General features: G+C 68.7%; 12 protein-coding genes. 8 read left to right on the top strand and 4 right to left on the bottom strand.

The features are described from left to right. Positions 1-17: 17 nt before the first annotated feature. Positions 18-857, bottom strand: a complete 840-nt coding sequence (locus OG344_RS10855) for a hypothetical protein (protein WP_405088110.1) — start codon at positions 855-857, stop codon at positions 18-20. A gap of 55 nt (positions 858-912) precedes the next feature. On the opposite strand from OG344_RS10855, the gene OG344_RS10850 reads away from it, so the two are divergent. The 3 genes from OG344_RS10850 (at position 913) to OG344_RS10840 (ending at position 5,658) form a co-directional block, all read left to right on the top strand. Then, positions 913-1,986: a hypothetical protein gene (locus OG344_RS10850; RefSeq protein ID WP_405088109.1), complete on the top strand. Its 1,074-nt coding sequence runs from the start codon at positions 913-915 to the stop codon at positions 1,984-1,986. A gap of 278 nt (positions 1,987-2,264) precedes the next feature. Then, a complete protein-coding gene (locus OG344_RS10845; RefSeq protein ID WP_405088108.1) occupies positions 2,265-3,812 on the top strand; it encodes a conjugal transfer protein TrbL family protein in 1,548 nt (515 codons plus the stop codon). A gap of 127 nt (positions 3,813-3,939) precedes the next feature. Beyond that, positions 3,940-5,658 (top strand): VirB4 family type IV secretion system protein, encoded by a 1,719-nt coding sequence (locus OG344_RS10840; protein ID WP_405088107.1) that lies wholly within the window; start codon positions 3,940-3,942, stop codon positions 5,656-5,658. 52 nt (positions 5,659-5,710) lie between these two features. On the opposite strand, the gene OG344_RS10835 is transcribed toward OG344_RS10840, so the two are convergent. After that, on the bottom strand, positions 5,711-6,337 hold the full coding sequence (locus tag OG344_RS10835) for a nucleotidyltransferase domain-containing protein (RefSeq protein ID WP_405088106.1): 627 nt from the start codon (positions 6,335-6,337) through the stop codon (positions 5,711-5,713). Between the two features lie 41 nt (positions 6,338-6,378). On the opposite strand from OG344_RS10835, the gene OG344_RS10830 reads away from it, so the two are divergent. The 5 genes from OG344_RS10830 (at position 6,379) to OG344_RS10810 (ending at position 12,938) form a co-directional block, all read left to right on the top strand. Further along, a complete protein-coding gene (locus OG344_RS10830) occupies positions 6,379-8,460 on the top strand; it encodes a TraM recognition domain-containing protein (protein ID WP_405088105.1) in 2,082 nt (693 codons plus the stop codon). Continuing rightward, a complete protein-coding gene (locus tag OG344_RS10825; protein WP_405088104.1) occupies positions 8,457-9,287 on the top strand; it encodes a replication-relaxation family protein in 831 nt (276 codons plus the stop codon). The genes OG344_RS10830 and OG344_RS10825 overlap by 4 nt, the downstream gene beginning before the upstream one ends. After that, complete coding sequence (locus OG344_RS10820) at positions 9,284-10,540, top strand: C40 family peptidase (protein ID WP_405088103.1); 1,257 nt, start codon at positions 9,284-9,286, stop codon at positions 10,538-10,540. Before OG344_RS10825 ends, OG344_RS10820 begins: the two co-directional genes overlap by 4 nt. Positions 10,541-10,957: 417 nt before the next feature. Next, positions 10,958-11,164: a cold-shock protein gene (locus tag OG344_RS10815; protein ID WP_405088102.1), complete on the top strand. Its 207-nt coding sequence runs from the start codon at positions 10,958-10,960 to the stop codon at positions 11,162-11,164. 340 nt (positions 11,165-11,504) lie between these two features. Next, complete coding sequence (locus OG344_RS10810) at positions 11,505-12,938, top strand: DEAD/DEAH box helicase (protein WP_405089071.1); 1,434 nt, start codon at positions 11,505-11,507, stop codon at positions 12,936-12,938. Positions 12,939-13,213: 275 nt separating this feature from the next. Here OG344_RS10810 and tnpC read toward each other — a convergent pair whose 3' ends face one another. Both tnpC and OG344_RS10800 read right to left on the bottom strand, forming a co-directional pair. Further along, the gene (tnpC, locus tag OG344_RS10805; RefSeq protein WP_405088101.1) at positions 13,214-14,269 is read right to left on the bottom strand and encodes an IS66 family transposase; all 1,056 of its coding nucleotides are present in this window, start codon (positions 14,267-14,269) and stop codon (positions 13,214-13,216) included. Further along, complete coding sequence (locus tag OG344_RS10800) at positions 14,155-15,594, bottom strand: tyrosine-type recombinase/integrase (protein ID WP_405088100.1); 1,440 nt, start codon at positions 15,592-15,594, stop codon at positions 14,155-14,157. The genes tnpC and OG344_RS10800 overlap by 115 nt, the downstream gene beginning before the upstream one ends. Positions 15,595-15,727 lie beyond the last annotated feature (133 nt).

The following is a 15,727-nucleotide window of genomic DNA, read 5'->3' as shown; positions in this document are numbered from 1 at the left end:
CCCCGATCGGCCGGTTGTCAGTACTTGTGCGCTTCGGCGATACGCGAGGCGGATTGGGCCCAGCCCAACGGTGAATTGCCGCAGATCCGGGTCTTCTTGTGGATGGTCCAGCTCACGGACGAGGAGCTGTTCCAGCCCGACTGCGCCGACACGTGCACCACCCCGAGATCGACGCCGCCGTTCACGGTGGCGTTCTTCCCCGTGGTCTTGGACAATGTGCCACCGGAATAGGTGTCGCACTTGTTGGTGTCCCGGAAGATCACGGGCTTCGCCTTGGTGAACTTGGTGAGCAGGCTGTGCACGCTGTAGGGCCGCCGTTCGGTCGGACCCTCCACCCGCGTCAGGAACGTGCAGACCCGGGTGTAATCCCGGTAGTTGATCTTGTTGTAGACCCAGACGCTGATGAGACCGTCGCGCTCGGCGTGGGCCAGGAGGTCGACCTTGAGCGATCCGCCGCCCGACCACTGCCCGCCGGTGTTCTTGAAGCCGACGCCGAGCTGGTGGTCCACCCCGTACGACTGGGTGACCTTCGCCTTGGCGCCGCTCCAGCCGTGGGCCTCCATGAACCGCTCCTGCACGCCGTAATGCCAGCCGCGCGCCTCTGTGACGCAGCCCCTCGTGGACGCGGCGGTCATCATGCCGAACTGGGCCGCGGCCTGGTTGTAGACGTCCGATCGCTGCTCGACGGCGACAGCGGCGGCGCGGGTGCCCGCCTCGGCGCCGAGGCTGTCATCCTGCCACTCGGGCTCGAGGGAGGGATCGGGATCAGGCTGAATGTCGACATCTGGGTTGATCTCCTCCCCCTCGGGGCCGGGGTCGATCCACTCGGCGGGGGCGTCGGCCCGGTTTTCCGTCACTCGGGCGCTGCCCCCGAGGTCGACGGAGAGGGCCCCCGCCCTTCCCAGAGGTGAGGTGAACCTCGCGGAGCTGCGGATGCTGCTCACCAGCCGGCACGTCAGCGACGAGACGCGTGACGCCGTCTGGCGGGAGCTGGTCACACGGGCGCGGGTGCGTAAGGGAGCGTGGACGGTCGCCGCCGTCGGGATGGGGATGCCCGCCCTGCGCACGATCGCCGCGACGGTCAGCCGGGACCTTCCCTACGGAGACCCGGCCGACGTCGACTCGGAGATCCTGGGCGGCTACCTGCGGGCCCTGCGCCGCCTGGACCTGGACACCACGGACGTACGCGCCCGGCTCTGCCAGGCAGCGCGGTGCGCGGGCGAGCGCGCCGTGCAGCACATCGTCTCGACTGCCGAGCGGCGGCAACTACCGGAGGAGTCTCCTCCCCGCCAACGTCCGCAGCCCTGTCCCGAACTGGTGCTGGCCGACTCGGTGGCCCTCGGCGTGCTCAGCGAGCAGGACGCCGAACTGATCCTCCTGACCCGGCTGGGCGGCATGCCGCTGCGGCAACCGTCCCCCGCGACTCCCCCGCCCCCCGCTTCCTCAGTGAACGAGGAAGCGCCTACGGCTTCCGCGCGGAGCCAGGGAACTCCGGATGCAGCAACCGCAACCGACCCGAAGGGAGGCAGGGACACTACCCCTGGCTCCGCGCGGATTTCCTCCCGTCCCCGACGTGCCGCCACTCGCGGTACCGCCCCGGCCGCTCGCCGCTGGAATGTGCTGCCGTACCGCAGGCTACGGCAGCGGGCGGCACGCATGATCGGTTTCCGCGTCCTGCCGATGCTGGCCGGCGCGGTGCCGTTCGTTGCCGCCGCGGCAACCAGCGCCCTGGCTTCGTCGGTCATCGCCGCTCCGTCGGACCTGAACACGGTCTTCACCAACCTGCGGAACTGGCTGATCGGCCTGCTCGCGACGCTGGCCACGCTGATGCTGACCCTCGGCGGGCTGCGCTACCTGGTGGCGGGCGGTGACCCCGGCGAGGTCCAGAAGGCCAAGGCGGCGTTGAAGGCCGCCGCCTTCGGCTACGCGCTGGCCGTCCTGGCCCCGCTGTTCGTGAGCATCCTCAAGCGCGTCGTGGGCGGGTGAGCCCGGTGACCCCGATCCGCGGAAAGCTCGCCGTGGCTGACCGAGACCGGCCGCAGACGGCAGCCGCACCTGCGCGGCACGCCGCGTCGGCCGGCAGCGCGGCAAGGCGACCGGTTGGGACACCCTCCCGGGTGGCGCTGCGTGTCATTGCCGCTGCCGGGGTGGTTGTCGGTGTCTGCGCCGTGGTGGTCATCACCGCGGCCTCGGCTCGCGCGACGCCGACGCCTCTGCCCTCTCCTGTTCCTGGGTCGTCTCCGTCCTCTCCTGGTGAGCTGCCGGTGCCGGAGGGGACGGGGATCGGCTTCGGCATCGGGGACTGGATCACGGGCCAGATCAACTCCTGGTTCGCGAGCTTGGTGTACCTGGCGATCAAGCCGTTGCTGGACCTGCTCGCGGTGACGCTGCTGGCCACCCCGGACGTCTCCGGCAGCGGCCGGGTCTTCGACCTGTGGCAGGCGACCGCCGCGATCGCCAACACCGGGTTCGTCCTGCTGGCGACCGTCGGCGCGATCAGCGCGATGGGCCACCAGACCGTGCAGACGCGCTACACGGTCAAGGAGGTCCTGCCCCGGCTGTTCATCGCCATCCTGGCCGCCAACACCAGCTTCCTGTTGTGCGGCAAGGTCATCGAGATCGCCAACGCCCTGTCCACGGCCCTGCTCGGGCAGGACTTCGACGGTCGCCGCGCGGCCGCCACTCTCCAGCTGCTGATCATCGCGCCGGGCGCCTCGCAGCAGATCTTCTACGTCCTGCTCGCTCTGGTCGCGGTCGTCTTGCTGCTGCTGTTGCTGATCACGTTCGTCATGCGGGCGGCGCTGGTGCTGTTGCTGACGGTCGCCTCGCCGCTCGCGCTGGCCTGCCTGGCTCTGCCGTACACCGAGGGGCTGGCCCGGTTCTGGTGGCGGGCCTTCACCGGGCTCCTGCTCATCCAGGTCACCCAGTCGCTCACGCTCGTCCTGGCGGTGCGGATCTTCTTCAACCAGGACGGCCGGCTGCTGCTCGGGCTCATGCCGACCGGTCAGCTCGTCAATCTGGTGCTCGCCCTGTGCCTGCTGATCATTCTGATCCGCATTCCCGGCTGGATCTCTCGCCGGATCTTCGCCGGGGTCGGCGGCCACTCGACGATCGGCCGGATGGTCAAGTACGCCCTGGCCTACAAGCTCACCTCGCCCGTTCTGGCCGCCCTGCACCTTCGCCCGGGTGGACGCCGTAGCAGCGCACCTCGGGCCGCCGGGAACGTGGCCGCCGCCCACGCGATGACCGGCCGGGCGCTGCCCGCGCTCGCCGCCGGTCCTGTCGGTACGGCTGCCACCACCGCTGGGACCGCCGCTTCCGCGGCCCGTGGCGGTCCGGGTCCTGCCAAGCACGCGCCCGTGTCCGCCCGCCGCCCGGTTAACCCGGCCGACTGGGAGGCCGCCCCGGTCAAGCACGCTCCGTCCGCTCCCGCCGTCCAGGGCAAGTACCGGAGGCCGCCGCGACCGTCCGGTCCGATTCCCCCGACGACGCCGGTGTACGGCCACCCGCGCGAGACCTACTACGCCAACGGCCCGGCCAGATCCTCGTACGCGCCGAACGGGTCGACCTCACCGAGACGATCGCCGCCCTCGAGCACAACGCCCGCCAGCTCCCGCACCCCGCGCTGTACGCCGCCGCGCTCCAGCACGCCGGCTTCCTCGCCGACATCGCCGAGCGGCACGACCTGCTGCGCCGCCAGGTCCTCCTGGTCGTACGTGAGCCCGCGGCAGGCAAGGCGCGGGAGGCCGCGGCAGCCCGTGCCCTGCGGCGGCTGGAGGAAGCCGCCCGGCTGCTGTCGGCCTGCGGGCTGACCGTCCGCCTGCTCGATACCCCCGCCACAAGCGCGGTGCTGGCCGCCTGCTTCGACCCGGCGGCTCCGCCGCTGCCCGCCGCATCGATGGCGGCCCCGGATCAGGTCATCACGAGAGGAGAACGCTGGTGAAGTTCGCCTTCCGCCGCACGACACAGCGCGCGCAAGGGTTCGGCCCCGACGCGGTCGAGGTCCAGCCCCGGAGCCTGCAGGTCGGCGACAACCATTGCGCGACGCTTGCCGTCACCGGCTACCCCCGTGAGGTCACACCCGGCTGGCTGGAACCCCTGCTCACCTACCCCGGCCGGCTGGATGTGTCCTTCCACGTCGACCCCGTACCGTCCCTGGTCGCCTCCGACCGGCTGCGCAAACAGCTCGCCCGCCTGGAATCCGGCCTGCGCAGCGACCAGCAGCACGGCCGGCTCATCGACCCCAGCGCGGAGGTCGCCGCCGAAGACGCCCAGGAGCTGGCCTCCCGGCTCGCGCGCGGCCAGGCCAAGCTGTTCCGCACCTCGATCTACCTCACCGTCCACGCCACCACCGCCGAGGAGTTGGAGGACGCCTGCGCCCAGGTCCGGGCCCTGGCCGCCTCCCTCCTGCTGAACGCGCGAGTTGCGACCTTCCGGCAACTCCAAGGCTGGGTGTCGGCGCTGCCCGTGGCATACGACAACCTGCAGTTGCGCCGCACCTTCGACACCCCGGCGCTCGCGGCGGCCTTCCCCTTCACGAGTCCCGACCTGACCGCCGACCTCGGCCCGACCACCGTGCTGTACGGCGCGAACGCGGCCAGCGCCTCCCTCGTGGCCTGGGACCGCTTCGCCCAGCCCAACCACAACTCGACCATCCTGGGCTGTTCGGGCGGCGGGAAGTCCTACCTGGCCAAGCTGGAAGCACTGCGCTCCCTCTACACCGGGGTCGAGGTCGCCGTCATCGACCCCGAAGACGAATACGCCCGCCTGTGCGCCGCAGTCGGCGGCGCCTACCTCCACCTCGGCGCACCGAATGTCCGCCTCAACCCCTTCGACCTTCCAGTCCCCACCGGGCGGAGCACCACCGATCGCGAGGGGGATCCGCTTACCCGTCGGTCGTTGTTCCTGCACGCGCTGATCGCGGTCATGCTCGGCGGCCCGCTGGGCAGGGGCGGCAAGGCTGCCCTGGATCGGGCCATCATCTCCGCTTACAAGCAGGCCGGGATCACCTTCGACCCGCGCACCTGGAAACGCCGACCGCCACTGATGAGCGATCTGGTAAGCATGCTTACCGATGATGGTGATCCTGCGGCGGCGGAGATCGCCGCCGGGCTCGCGCCGTACGTCACTGGAAGCCATCGCCGGCTCTTCGACGGCCCGACCAGCACCCGGCCCGACTCCCATCTGATCGTCTTCTCCCTGCGGGATCTGCCCGATGAGCTCAAGGCGGTCGGCACGCTGCTGACCCTGGACGCGGTCTGGCGGCGCGTCTCCGACCCGGGTAACCGCCGCCCCCGCCTCGTCGTGGTCGATGAGGCGTGGCTGCTCATGCGTGACCCTGAGGGCGCGAAGTTCCTGCTGAGGATGGCCAAGAGTGCTCGCAAGCACTGGGCCGGTCTGTCGGTGGTCACTCAGGATGCCGCCGACCTGCTCGGCTCCGACATCGGGCAGGCGATCATCGCCAACTCCTCCACCCAGATCCTGCTCCGCCAGGCACCTCAGGCCATTGACAGAGTCGCCGACGCCTTCCGCCTGTCCGATGGCGAACGTCAGCTCCTACTGTCAGCCGACCGCGGCTTCGGCCTCCTGGCCGCCGACTCCGGCGCCTCCAGGGTGCCTTCCAGGTGTTGGCCAGCGAGCAGGAACACCGCCTCGTGACCTCCTCCCCTCAAGAACTCGCCGAGTACGTGGAGGACGATCTGTGAACGCCTCATTCAACCAATGGCTGGTTCGTCCGCAGGCGCTCACGCCACGGGTGGTCGCCGTACTCGATCGCGAGTGCCTCGTCCAGCCAACGGCGCCGTACGGCGTCCAGGATGGGCAGGACCTCGGCGAAGTCGCGCTCGTCCTTGGAGCGCGAGTTCTTGGCCTTGAACAGCAACTGCACCTCGGGCGCGATCCGCGCGACACCGTCTTCTCGGATTGTCAGCGTCGACAGCGGGCGGCGGATCCGTGCGTCACGCCGGTACACCCAGGTCTCGCCCTCGGCATCGTCCAGCATCACCTGAAGCCGCCACGGCGCGCCGGGCTGCTCACGCACCCAGATGTCGTGCACGTGGTCTGGCAGCACCTCGCCGACCGGCCAGGGTCGCAGCGTTCCCGGCGGGTCAGCCGCGTGTACATCCCAGTCGGCCAGCAGTGCGCGTACGGCCAGTTGGTCACGGCGCAGCACCGCGATGTCCATATCCCCGTGCTCCCGGAAGGAGCGGCCGACGGCCAGTTCGATCGCGTACCCGCCGCTCACCCACCACGGAGCGGCCAGATTCCGGAACAACGCGATCACTTCGGCCAGCGGCGCCGACTCCCACGGACCCCACGATGTCTCGATCCTCGGCACCAGCCCAGCATCACCTACCAGGGCAGGACCGGTGAAGCCCGATGATTCAGGACCTCCTCTACAACCCGGACGCCTTCATCGACTGGCTGCTGGGTTGGGTGAATGCCAACGTCTGGCAGCTCACCTTCGGGCTCTCGGCCGCCGCGATCGTCCTCGAACTACTCAACGCCCTGGTCGTACGGCTGCGCCACCGCGCCGCGTTGAGGGGGGCACGGTGTGTGGAGATCCTCGCTCCGCCGGCAGCGGACATGGCCGGCGCCGAGGCTCTGTGGACCAACTTGATGGGGCTGCTGCGCCCGGCCTGGAAGCGCCTGCTGTTCGGCCAGCCGCACCTGGCCTTCGAGTACGCCTTCGACGTCGGCGGCGTACGGATCCGGCTGTGGGTCCCCGGCACCGTCCCCCAGCACCTGGTGGAACACGCAGTCGAGTCCGCCTGGCCGTCCGCGCGTACAGCCGTTGTGGAGGCGGCCCCGCCGGTCCCGCTGACCGGGCAGGCGACCGGCGGACACCTGGTGATCGCCCGGAGCGAGCTGCTGCCGATCCGCTACGCCGTACAGGCAGACGAGCCCGCGTCGGGTGACGAGCGTGACCGCAAGCAGGCCCGCGAGGCCCGGCGGAACACCATCCGGGGCCGGGCGCATGCCATCGCCTCGTCGTTCGCCCTGTTCGCCGGGCACAACCGGCTGGAACGGCGCCGGCTCGCCCTGCCCGCCGCGCGCTTGGCGTCGCGGCGGCTCGGGCGCGGGTTCCTGCTGTCGGTCCCCGAACTCGCCGCGCTCGCGCACCTTCCCCTGGACGCCGCCGTACCCGGTCTGAGCCGGGCCGGAGCGAGATCCGTACCACCCCCACCGGCGATCGCATCGACGGGCAAGGGCCTCGGCTTCTCCGACGCCGGACACCTACGGCCGGTCGCACTACGCGTGGCCGACTCCTGCCATCACCTGCACGTCATGGGGCCCAATGGCACCGGCAAAAGCACGCTGCTTGCTCAGATGATCCTCTCCGACATCGAGGACGGTCGCGGCGTCGCCGTCATCGAGGCCAAGGGAGACCTGATCACCGACCTACTCGGGCTCATCCCCGAGCAGGCAGCCGACAAGGTCGTGCTCATCGATCCCGACGACCGGAACCCCTGGCCGGCGCTGAACGTGCTCGGCGGTTCCAGCGAGATCGGCGTGGACAACCTCGTCGGCATCTTCCACAAGATCTACGCCGACTACTGGGGACCACGCACCGACGACATCCTGCGCGGCTGCGCGCTCACGCTCGCGCACCACGGCGGCACCCTCGCCGACGTCCCGCTGCTGCTCACGAACTCGGCGTACCGCGCCGAACTCGTCGAAGCGCTCAACGACGGATTCCTGCTGGGCTTCTGGCACTGGTACGACAACCTGTCAGAGCAGGCCCAGGCCCATGTCACCGCGCCGATCATGAACAAGCTGCGGGCCTTCCTGCTCCGGCCGTTCGTCCGCAGCGTCATCGGCTCGGCGAAGTCGACCTTCGACCTCGGCGACGTCCTGGACGGCGGAATCCTGCTCGCCCGCCTGCCCAAGGGCGTCCTCGGCGACGACAGCGCCCGGCTCCTGGGTTCACTGATCCTCGCCCAGGTCTGGCAGGCCGCCGCCCGCAGGGCGAGGCTCGGACACGCCCGTTCGCCCGCCGCCCTGTACGTCGACGAGACGCAGAATTTCCTCAACCTGCCGCACACGCTCAGCGAGATGCTCGCCGAGGCCCGCGCGTATCGGCTGTCGATGGTGCTCGCCCACCAGCACCTGGCCCAGCTCCCCCGCGACCTACGTCAGGCGATCAGCTCCGACGCCCGCAACAAGGTGTACTTCTCGCTCTCCCCGGAGGACGCCCGCGAGGTCGAGCACCACTTCAGCCCGTACCTGACCGCGCATGACCTGGCCAACCTGGACGCCTTCCAGGCCGCCGCACGTCTCGTGGTGCGCTCCGCGGAGGTCCCGCCCTTCACCCTGCGCACCCGGCCACTGCCCGACCCCGACCCCGGCCTCGCCGCACGCGTACGGCTCGCCGCCGCTCGAGCCCACGGGCGCCACCCCGCATCCACCGACCCCCTGTCAGAAGGAGACCCCCGCACGCAACCCAGAGGAGGATCATGAACCAGCACTACACGCCGCGCGTTCTCGACTCGCTCGTCATCCGGCTCAGCGACCACGACCGGCGCCTGCTCCGCATGGTCTGGACGCATGAGGTCCTGACCACCCACCAACTCCTGCAGGTGGCGTTCGACAACGACCACACCGGCCGCCACCGCCTGGTCAAGCTGAACCGCCTCGGCGCGCTCGACCGCTTCCGCCCCCGGCCGCCGCTCGGCTCAGCGCCCTGGCACTACGTCCTGGGAGAGGCCGGCGCCGCCGTCCTGGCCCACGAGGACGGCGTCCCCCTGCCCGAATTCGGGTATCGGCGCGGCCAGACTCTCGCGATCGCATACAGCCAGCGACTCGCGCACACCGTGGGCGTCAACGGCGTCTTCGCCGCCCTGTCCGGCCACGCCCGCCATATGAATGGTTGCCGCCTGCACACCTGGTGGACTGAGACGCGGTGCAAGGCCATGTGGGGCAAACACGCGCGCCCCGACGCCTACGGCCGATGGACCGAGAACAGCCTCACCCTGGACTTCTTCCTCGAATACGACACCGGCACCGAAACACTCGACCGAGTCGCCGCCAAGCTCCGCGGCTACGCCTCACTCGCCGCCGCCAGCGGGATCGACACCCCCGTCCTGTTCCTGACCAGCACCTCGCGCCGGGAAGCCAACCTGCATGACCGGCTGCGCCTTCGTGGCTCTCTCGTGTCGGTGCCCGTCGCCACCGCGACCCAAGGCCAGGAACCGCACGAGGCGATATGGCTACCGGGCAACCGGACGGAAGGACGGCTCCACCTCGCCGAACTCGCGCGCCACTTCGGCCAGGAGGCGCGCCCTTGATCGCAGAGCTCGGAGCCGGCAAATTCATCGCGGCCGGCGGTTGCCTGGTATGCGGCGTCGTCGTCATCGCCGGAATCGGCGGCGGAGCCAAGTACGCCTTCACCGCCCGCGACACGGCCAAGCTCCGAGCCGCGATCTGCGCCTACGCCGCCCCACCTGACGCGGTACAGCGGGTGCCCGTCGCCCGCTTCGGCCTCTCCTCACAGCAGATCGCGAACGCCCAGGAGATCATTAACGTCGCCACCAAACTGGGACTGCCCAGGCGAGCCGCCGAGATCGCCCTCGGCACCACGATTCAGGAAAGCGGTCTTACCAATTTAAGGACAGGCACCGGCTCGTACGGTTTGTTCCAGCAGCAGCCGTCCCAAGGCTGGGGGACGAAGCAGCAAGTCACCGACCCCTCTCACGCGGCCCGCTCCTTCTACACGCGCCTGGTCGAGATCCCCGACTGGGAGCACATGCCGCTCACCCAGACCGCGGCGCTCGTCCAGCACCCCCGTGAGGACCTGCGCGACGCCTACGCCAAGCACGAACCGCGCGCCAAGGCGCTGGTCGCCCTGCTGTGGAAGAGCGGATCGCCCAGGCGAGCAGCCGTGGACACGGCCACGAGCGACGACATCCGGGTCAGTATTCAAGCCGCAGCCGGGCTCAGCGTTCCACGTGACGAGCTCGTCGCCAGTATCACCAGAGACCTGGCCAGCCAGGACTCAGGCGAGCAACTCGACCCGGACGAGATCAAGAAGCGCGCCGACGACATCGTGACTACCGTCGCCGGCCAACTATGCAGGGAACTGAAATCCCAGCTGGGCGATCCCACTGACGGCGATGCGCCGCTCATGCTCCCGTCCGGCCGAGGTGCGATCGCGGTCAGAGCCGCGCTACACATGATCGGCGTTCCCTACTCCTGGGGTGGCGGCGGACCAGGCGGGCCGAGCTTCGGCACCGGCCGCGGGGCCGGAACCAAGGGCTTCGACTGCAGCGGCCTCACGGAGTACGCGTGGAGCAAGGCAGGAGTCGGCATCGGCTCCTCCACCGGCCCGCAATGGCACTCCGGTAAGCACGTCGACCGCTCGCAGCTCCAACCAGGTGACCTGGTGTTCTTCGCCTACAACCCCCACAATCCCAGCACGATCCATCACGTGGGCCTCTACATCGGCGAGGGGAAGATGGTCCACGCCCCGCGCACCGGCAGTCGCGTGCAGATCGCCCCGATGTCCCGCAGCGACCACGCCGGAGCCGTACGACCGCCTTAGAGGGTGTTTGATCCTGCGTGTTCCGTTTGCTTCGGGTTATGCGCCGCGCCAGGTGGGAGTGAATTCGCCGGTGAGGCACCTGAAACCGCATCAGACGGAACGGAAAGGATCAAACCTGGCTTTGCCCCCTCGCCGCAGCTTCGGGAGCGCTGGGCCGAGATGCGGAGGCGGGGTGGGGCGCCGCGCGGATGCGATTCGCCCAGGCGGAGAGCGGCGGGGTGCCTATCACGCCTCAGGTGTGCTAGGTTGGATGTAGTTGCAGTTGTGGTACCCATGATGAACTTGTGTGCGCCTGACGGTATGTAGCGTCAGGTGCATTTTTTTGTTTGCCGGTCTTCTCCGGGTGGGCCTCTATCGCGGCAACGCGGAATTCGTGACAGTGCGGATTTCGGCCACACCTATCAAAAGGAGATCAACATGGCTTCTGGCATCGTGAAGTGGTTCAACGCGGAAAAGGGCTTCGGCTTCATTGAGCAGGACGGCGGCGGCGCCGACGTCTTCGCGCACTACTCCAACATCATCTCTCAGGGCGGCTACCGCGAGCTGCAAGAGGGCCAGAAGGTGACCTTCGACGTCACCCAGGGCCAAAAGGGCCCCCAGGCCGAGAACATCGTCGCCGCCTGACACTGACGCACCACGCAGCTGGGGCCCGCGCCGTAAGGTGTGGGCCCCAGCGCGCTGCTTTCGTGGTACCCGATGCGCCGTGACGGCCTAACAAACCTGTCTGTTCTTCCGCCGCACACCGGATGGACCACTAATGGCTCCGGTTCGGGCATAAGTTCGCTCCAGCTCTCTGATCGGCATCCCAGCCGCCGTTCTTCTCGGCGAATGCCGACGATTTCGACACACGCGCCAGGCTGTTTTCCGTCGGCTCGGCTCGTTTTTCTTCGGCTCGTGTCGCCATTCTTACGCCGCTCATCGCGCCGAGAATCCTTGACACGTGCCGCATCGAGGAAGTTTCTGTATGAACCATGCAACTCGCAAGCACGACCGCTACTCCCCCACCCACACGGGCGGCTCTGCCAACCCCGGCAGGGGCGACCGATCCGGCTCGCCGGCTCTGGGCCGTTCAGGCACCCCCCGGCGTTCCGGTGGTCACGGGCGGCGTCCCGCCGCGCTCCAGGGGGAGTTCGCACTGCCTGTCACCGTCACCCCGGCCCTGCCGGCAGCCGCGACATTCGCCGAACTGAACATGCCGCCCGCGCTGACGAAGATGCTTACCAGCCTGGGTATGAAGGAACCGTTCCCGATCCAGGCGGCCACGCTGCCGAACTCCCTGGCAGGCCGGGATGTCCTGGGGCGGGGGCGCACCGGGTCGGGCAAGACGCTCGCCTTCGGCCTGGCCTTGCTCGTCCGCACCGCCGGGCAACGCGCCGAATCGCGGCAGCCGCTGGCCCTGATCCTCGTTCCCACTCGGGAGCTGGCCCAACAGGTCACCGACGCGCTCGCCCCGTACGCCCGGTCACTGAAGCTGCGGCTGGCCACCGTCGTCGGCGGTATGTCGATCAGCCGGCAGGCCCAAGCGCTGCGCGGTGGTGCCGAGGTCGTCGTCGCGACCCCGGGACGGCTCAGAGATCTCATCGAGCGCGGCGACTGTCGCCTCGATCAGGTCGGCATCACCGTGCTGGACGAGGCCGACCAGATGGCCGACATGGGCTTCATGCCTCAGATCACCCATCTGCTCGACCAGGTGCGCCCCGGGGGCCAGCGGATGCTGTTCTCCGCCACTTTGGACCGCAACGTCGACCTGCTGGTACGCCGGTACCTGACCGACCCGGTGGTCCATTCGGTTGACCCCTCGGCGGGCGCGGTCACCACGATGGAGCACCACGTGCTGCACATTCAAGGCGCCGACAAGCAGGCCACCACTGTGGAGATCGCTGCTCGCGACGGCAGGGTGATCATGTTCCTGGACACCAAGCACGCCGTGGATCGGCTCACCGAAAAGCTACTGGACAGCGGCGTACGCGCCGCCGCGCTGCACGGGGGCAAGTCCCAGCCCCAGCGAACCCGCACCCTCGCCCAGTTCAAGACCGGCCACGTCACGGTGCTGGTGGCGACCAACGTCGCAGCCCGCGGCATCCACGTCGACAACCTCGACCTCGTCGTCAACATCGACCCGCCAAGCGACCACAAGGACTACCTGCACCGCGGCGGCCGCACCGCCCGCGCCGGCGAGTCCGGCAGCGTCGTCACCCTCGTCCTGCCCAACCAGCGCCGTGCCATGACTCGCCTGATGGCCGACGCCGGTATCGTCCCGCAGACCAGTCAGGTCCGTTCGGGTGAGGCCGAACTAAGACGTATCACGGGCGCCCAGGCTCCCTCTGGGATCCCCGTGACCATCACCGCACCGGTTGTGAATCGTCGGGTGGGACGCAACGGCCGACGATTCGGGTAGCAGTTGGATGACCGCCCGGCGGAGAAGGGCCTCGGAGACTTTTGAGATACGCCCAGGTCCTGGGCGTATCCGGGGCCTGGCCGGTGTTCCTGCGAGATTGAACGCCAGGTGCCTGTTGTCGACGACACGTGTTCGGCCATCCCCTGGGCGTATCGCGGGAGATGGCGGCCGCCCAGACCTGTGCGTAAGCATTCAGCCCAAGCGCATTTCGACGTTGAGTGATCACCTTGTGTGATCGTGTGTGGGTGTGCGGGGTTACAGCGTGTGGGGCTGGGTCAGGGTGTTGCCGGGCCGGGTGGCATCCAGGGGCGGCCGAGTAGAGCGTCATGGATGACGGCGACCGCGTTGCTGCCGTGTTTAACGGCGGTGGACAGGTAGCCGCGGATGGCGTACCGGTGTTCGGTGGCCCGCTCCGAGCGGAGCCGACCGGAGATCTTCTGCTGGGTCTTGGCCGGGCGGACGTCACGTTCTGCCTGGTTGGAGGTGGGCGGGACGTTCAGATCGTGGGCGAAGCGCAACACGTCGTTCTCGCGGCCGCGCAGGACTTCCAGCAGCAGGCGGCCGATCGGCTGCTTGACCTGCTTGCCGCCGGGCAGGCGGTGGACTTCCGACAGGCCGACCAGGACCCCGTGCCGGAACCCTCTGATCAGGCCGGCCTTGACCCGCGGGTCGATCTGCGCGGCGCCGGCCTTCCGGGCGAGGTTGGCCTCGTGGATCAGCCCGCGCAGGGCGCGCTGGATCTGCTCGGGCCAGTGCCGGCCCGGGTAGGTCTCGACACAATCCTCAAGATCACGAAGTAGGTGGGCCGCACAGAGTTGATGGGTGTGCGAGCCGAGCCGGGCCGAGTCGTAGTTCTGGTACCGGTCATGCACGATGACCCCGCCCAGATGCGGGATGACCTGCTCGAAGGTGTCCAGGCTACGATCCCCCAGCAGGTACCAGGTGTACAGACGATCGCAGGCGACCATCAGGTACTTCTTGACCTTCTTGGGCCCGACCCGGATCGGTGTCTCGTCACAGCAGACCGCGTAGGCGAGGGTGAGCAGCATCCAGATGCGCCTGTTGGCGGCGGCGACCGCGGCGGCGGCACGCTTCAGCAGCCCGTGCACGAACCCCTGCGACGGCTTCGCGCCGGTCAGCGACTCGACCAGCTCCGCGCAGCGCTGCACCGGAATCGCGTGGGCGACCATCAGGTACACGCACAACGTCTGCAGCTTCACCCCAAAGCTGACCGCGGCCTCCGGCACCCCTTCCGGCCGAGGCGCGCTATGCACCGCACCACACCGGCAGGCCACCGTGTGCAGATCGTGCTGGAACCGCTGCGCCGACACCAAGGGAATCTCGATCTGCTGGTGACGCCCGGTCTGGAATTGGGGTCAACTCCGCCGCCAACTGACCGCCGCCACCGGGCGGTGGCGCATCGCAGCGGGCGGGATCGAGTTCTTCCGGATCGAGAAGGTGACGGTCTCCCGTTACACCTACCGGGGCAACAAGATCCCATCCCCATGGCCCACCACGAACCCCGCCTGACGGCAGACGCCGTGGAGAGCCCGTTACCGAGAGATCGGTACGGCGGGTTCGGCGAGCGGTCCGGGGAAACGGGCTGGTGGCAACACCAATACCGCGCCCCGGGCCGACTCAACATGCGCACGTGGATCCCCAAGTCGGCTTCCTTCAGCGCGGGCTTCCAGACCTGCCGTCGGAACCAGTCGGCCGGGATGTGGCCGTCGGTGTCGCGCTGCCGAGGCTGGCGTGGGGTGTCCTTCCCTTCCTCGCCTCGGCGCTTCGCCCGGTACTGCGCGAAAGCAGCGCGGCAGTACTCGCAGCGGCACTTTCCCGCGTTGTAGGCGGACAACGTTCCGTGCTTGTACGTCTTGCCGTTCTCGTTCGGCTTGGTCCAGCCGAGCGTGTCCACGTCGAGAAGCGCTTTGGTCCGCGAACGAGCCTGCGGAACATGCTTCCAGGTGAAGAACAGGTCGTCGCGCTCCAGGCCTTCGCTCCTGATGTGCTCCTCGAGCTTGTCGACCATCTGCCGGCTCAGCTTGAACCGACGGAACTCCTTGTCCTTGGGGTACTCCTTGGCAATGAAGCGCCCGCCGTCCGGGTGGAACTTCGGGTTGACCTCGACCACTGCGCGGCTCACGGTCAGGATCCGGGTTCTCGTGTTGAGGTCCTTCACTCGAAGTTCGGATAGCTCTCCCCACCGAAGCCCAGTCTCGATCGCGGTCTCGACGAGCAACTGCGTGTCGCTGTCGGGCAGGGCCTGATAGAGCACGTCGAACTGCTCGGGCGTGATCACAGTCCGGGGTTTCACAGCAACGGTCGGCGTTCGCACACCCCGGCCGGGGTGGATGTACGTCACCTGGTCGTTGAGCGCGGTTGTGAAGATGACGCTGAGCAGGACCTTGGCGTACTTGATGGTCGGCGCCTTGACGCCGTCCTCCTTCAGCTTGGCGATCCACGCCCTGACGTGCTCGGGAAGGATGTCGACCATTCGCATGGGGCCGAAGGTCGGCAGGATGTGCCTGTTCAGCGTGTACGTGTAGCTCTGCATGGTCGACGGCTCCACCTGGTGGTTAGGGAGCCAGATGTTCTTCACGTACTCGGCGAAGGTCTGCTTGCCCCGGCTGGGATGGCCGATCTTCCCCTGGTCCATACGGGCTTCGGCCTGCTGCCAGGCCTTGTCGGGATGGGGATGGCGGAGTTCGCCGACGTGCCGCCCGCGAGCTACAAGCCGCCGGTGACACGGTCCGCAAGCGCACCGCCGAGCACACACCGCGCAAGAGGCC

The sequence above is a fragment of the Microbispora sp. NBC_01389 genome (genome assembly GCF_045040095.1).
Taxonomy (GTDB): Bacteria; Actinomycetota; Actinomycetes; order Streptosporangiales; family Streptosporangiaceae; genus Microbispora.
Note: the sequence above shows the minus strand (reverse complement) of the source record. Positions and strands in the feature narration are given on the sequence as shown.

What these genes read in the sequence shown, in the direction of transcription:
- OG344_RS10830 (WP_405088105.1), top strand. Translation starts at nt 6,379, where the DNA reads ATGATTCAGGACCTCCTCTACAACCCGGACGCCTTCATCGACTGGCTG.
- OG344_RS10825 (WP_405088104.1), top strand. Translation starts at nt 8,457, where the DNA reads ATGAACCAGCACTACACGCCGCGCGTTCTCGACTCGCTCGTCATCCGG.
- OG344_RS10815 (WP_405088102.1), top strand. Translation starts at nt 10,958, where the DNA reads ATGGCTTCTGGCATCGTGAAGTGGTTCAACGCGGAAAAGGGCTTCGGC.
- OG344_RS10810 (WP_405089071.1), top strand. Translation starts at nt 11,505, where the DNA reads ATGAACCATGCAACTCGCAAGCACGACCGCTACTCCCCCACCCACACG.
- OG344_RS10800 (WP_405088100.1), bottom strand. Translation starts at nt 15,594, where the DNA reads ATGGACCAGGGGAAGATCGGCCATCCCAGCCGGGGCAAGCAGACCTTC.